We start from the raw sequence: 3,880 nt of genomic DNA on the forward strand, positions 1-3,880 counted from the left end.
TTGTCCTTCTATCTTTCTCTCAAAATCCCGAATTACTCTTCCCAAATAAGTATGCAGCCTTTTTTCTTCCCTTTTAGCTCTTTTCATTTGACGAGCATGGGCATAACGAGCACGCATACACAAAGCTGTTTTGGCTAGCTTTTTATAGGTTTGTCGCAAAATGATTTTGTAATTATTGGCTATTTTTACAAGCGCCTGAATAGACTTAAAGTAAAGCTTTGCATCGGTAGGAAAAGCGATAGCTTTGGGCATCACCGTTGTATCGGCAATGACTTTTTTAAGGCTTTTTTTTTCACCGCGCCTGTCAAAACAGCTGCTACAATCGTTTCTTGTAAGACTTTACTAAGTCCAGCTTCACCCAATCTATCTCTCCATTTAATTAAAGAAGTAGGATGGATAGGCAGCTCATGCTTGAAGTGATCATATCCACAAAAGTATTGCCAATAAGGATTTTCTACCCATCGATGCACCACATTTTCATCAGAAATTCCATACATGTGTTGCAAGATAAAGAGACCCACAACTAGCCTTACAGGCTTAGCTGGCTGGCCTACATTTTCTACAAACAGCTTATCAAACTCTTCTTCCAGCTGCTTCCATTCAATCAACTTGGATAGCTGGACGAGAGGATGATTCTGGTTAAGTTCATTGCTAAAGCGGAATTTAAAAAGCAGGTCTTGTTGATTGTTTAGTTTATTTGGTTTCATAGTAAACTTTGCAAGAAATTAAGAGCTTTGTAATGATTTACTTGTAAAGAAAATATAGCATTTTTTGATAAAAAACTCTCCTAAAATATTATCTCAGGGCAAAAATACTTTAAATCATGTTGAACTAAATAAGCTAGGCATAGAGAAGTCATAAAATAGTGGATGTTTCTGCCTTGACTTTAGTAAGGTGTAATCTCCTGTTTTTAGAGAGAGCGGTTTATTTTTTATGCCGTCCTTTTTAGAGTGCAATTAAATATTTTATTCCTTGATTATTCTACTCTCTTTTTTTCCAAGCTTTTGTATATCTCTTCTAGTTCATGATAAGAACGTTTACTAAAATAGGGTAAAAATAGGTCGCAAAAATATTTTTTTTGATTTTCTTCTAAATACAGAGGAAGATCCAAAGAAAAATGTAAAGCAGTAATGTCTTTTGAGGTAGGAGCCATCCACAAACCAATCCCGTAATGTTTGTCATCGTCTAGATAAGCCATTTCATCTACTTTTTCCAGGGATACTTTAAAAAGGATCCTACCATGCAAGGCAAAATAAAGTTCATTTAGTGCAGTCACCTTTATTTGGTGGGGAGTATTTTCTAAATACGCCAATTGACGGTAGGGCAAAAGTCCTAAAGTGATAAATAACCCTCCTAAAAATAGAATAATCCATCCCCAAGTAGCTAAGAGAGAAGGAGAAAGGAAAATTCCTCCATAGAGCCATAAACTGATGCCGGCAGCTCCATAAATTGTGCCTTTGATAAGGGTAGCTTTTTTTATAGAAGAATGAATAGCAGAGTTTAAAGATAAAATAGGCTCTTCCATTTTTTTTACCTAGGTTAGAATGTAAAAATCGCATATTAGAATGTATATTAGCAGAAAAGATTTACAGGAAAACTTATATGGCTATCACTCTAAATATTTATACTATTAGCATGATTATTGTCTTTATCATAGGTTATGGCTTTATTACCATAGAACATGTGATCAGAGTCAACAAAACGACCACAGCTTTGCTGATGGCCATTATTTGTTGGATTTTGCAATTTGCTAATCATCACGATAAATTTTCTCATCAAGAGAACTTGGATTCATTAGCTGCTCATGTGGCTGATATTAGCCAGGTAATATTCTTTCTTATAGGTGCTTTGAGCGTCGTGGAGCTTATTAATGCTCATCACGGCTTTAAAATCATTTTAGATGTTATTAAAGTTAGATCTAAAGTTAGACTGCTGTGGCTGTTGGGTTTGATTACTTTCTTTTTATCAGCAGTTCTAGATAACCTAACCACCACGCTTGTAATGCTTTCCATTATGCAAAAGCTATTGACGAACCGAGAGGATCGCTGGTTAATAGGCGGGGGGATAGTAATTGCAGCCAACGCAGGGGGCGCTTGGACACCGATTGGAGATGTCACGACAACTATGCTATGGATAGGGGGGCAAGTGACTTCATGGGCAATCATTAAAAATCTTTTTTTTCCTAGTCTAGCATGCTTTATTGGCTCATTTTCCATCATTAGCCAATGCTTAAAAGGCTCACTAATCGAGCATGAATTATTGAACGCGCATAAAAAACTAGAACCTATTGGCAAGCTAATTTTTTTAGCAGGTATAGCTGCGCTTATCTTTGTCCCTATTTTTAAAACATTGACGGGTTTGCCCCCCTTTATGGGAATATTGTTTGGTTTAGGGCTATTATGGCTAATGACGGATATTGCTTATTTTAAAGAAGAAGATCGTGAACATTTACGTGTGCCGCATGTATTAACAAAGATTGATTTATCAGGAGTATTATTTTTCTTTGGCATTCTTTTATGCATTAATGCTTTAGAGTCGGCAGAGCTACTAAAAATGTTAGCTCAGTGGTTAAATCAGCATGTAGGAAACACAGAGGTGATAGCCACTCTAATTGGTATAGCTTCAGCAATTGTGGATAATGTTCCATTGGTAGCGGCCAGCATGGGAATGTACAGTCTTCAACAGTATCCTCAAGATTCTTCCTTTTGGCAATTGGTAGCGTATTGTGCAGGCACTGGAGGCAGCCTGTTGATTATTGGCTCTGCTGCAGGTGTGGTCTTTATGGGACTAGAGAAAGTAGATTTTTCCTGGTATTTAAAAAAAATATCTTTTCCTGCCTCTGTAGGCTACATGGCGGGCATTACCGTCTACTATTTACTTAGCATTATCTGATCTTTAGAGGAAGAAGGGAGGAGGATCAGGAAGCTTTCTTATTTTCTTTTATAGCTCTTTGTTTATATAAGGAGCATTCCCTTTATGTAAACTTTCAATGACTAAAAAGATCTTTTTAAGGCACCTTTATAAAGATCCCCTATTTAGGTTTTATCAGGTAGTCTATGCCTGTTGTGTTTTAGAAAGCATTCCTCATCTGCCTTTAACTTAATAAAAAAATGGCGGAATCCCTTATCAGCTGAATGTAAGAGAAAACTTACAATTAACTTGCATTTCCCGCATTCGCTTTTTTGCTAAAATATACAGCATAAAGATTGAATAAATTGAAGCAGATGAGGTGAGACATCATGGGCTTTTAACCTTAGAAGCTAGATGATTAGGAAAAGACGCTTTAAGAACTGGCAATACATTAAACAGGTGAGTTAAGAAGCCAAAAGTTAAGAAATGCCCTATAAGATTACACTCAACAAATTAAGGGAACACGAAATATGCTGGCTTAAAAGGTAGGAAAAGAAACGTTTCATATAAGTTGGAGAATAGATTAGGAGAGGAGCTTTTCGCTTTCTTTCAAATTAGAGGGAGAAGTTAAGCTTGGACTATCAGGAATACTCACCATCGATTTCGCCTAAATGCCCTGCATGAAAATAAGAAGGACAAGAAAGACGGGACAGTTTTTTCCACATTATATTAAAATAATCCTTGAATAAGATTGCTTTTTTGGTATAATAACATCTAGAGAACGAGTGATTTAGATTTCACCCTAAGACAAACGCCTCTCCTTAGAATTCCCCCTGATATAGCGATTTATATCCTTGCACACCTTAGAACAAACATATAGGTTGAAAAGTGACTGCTCAAATTTAAAAATTATTCAGTCGCTTTAATTTTTAGAAGCTTAGGAAAAAAATAAAGAAAAAGGAAAATAGGAGTTGCGGAAATAATTCGATATTTTGTATGTTTACTGCTTCTTAAGTGAAAAGCTAAGAAG

The 3,880-nt window shown here is 36.1% G+C and carries 3 protein-coding genes and 1 pseudogene; 1 reads left to right on the forward strand and 3 read right to left on the reverse strand.

Features of this window, described 5'->3' with window-relative positions; genetic code table 11:
* The 3 genes and pseudogenes from NEOC65_RS02215 to NEOC65_RS02225 all read right to left on the reverse strand — a co-directional run.
* A pseudogene (locus tag NEOC65_RS02215) lies at positions 1-252 on the reverse strand (IS5/IS1182 family transposase); the annotation flags it as partial.
* A complete protein-coding gene (locus NEOC65_RS02220) occupies positions 252-707 on the reverse strand; it encodes a transposase (protein WP_213155312.1) in 456 nt (151 codons plus the stop codon). The pseudogene NEOC65_RS02215 and the gene NEOC65_RS02220, both read right to left, overlap by 1 nt.
* A gap of 269 nt (positions 708-976) precedes the next feature.
* Positions 977-1,525, reverse strand: coding sequence for a hypothetical protein (locus NEOC65_RS02225; RefSeq protein ID WP_213155581.1), 549 nt, complete (start codon positions 1,523-1,525; stop codon positions 977-979).
* Positions 1,526-1,602: 77 nt separating this feature from the next.
* Between NEOC65_RS02225 and nhaD the strand changes: the two genes are divergently transcribed.
* Entirely contained in the window at positions 1,603-2,892 is a 1,290-nt protein-coding gene (nhaD, locus tag NEOC65_RS02230) for a sodium:proton antiporter NhaD (protein WP_213155582.1), read from the forward strand.
* Positions 2,893-3,880 lie beyond the last annotated feature (988 nt).

The organism is Neochlamydia sp. AcF65, from assembly GCF_018342435.1.
Taxonomy (GTDB): domain Bacteria; phylum Chlamydiota; class Chlamydiia; order Chlamydiales; family Parachlamydiaceae; genus Neochlamydia.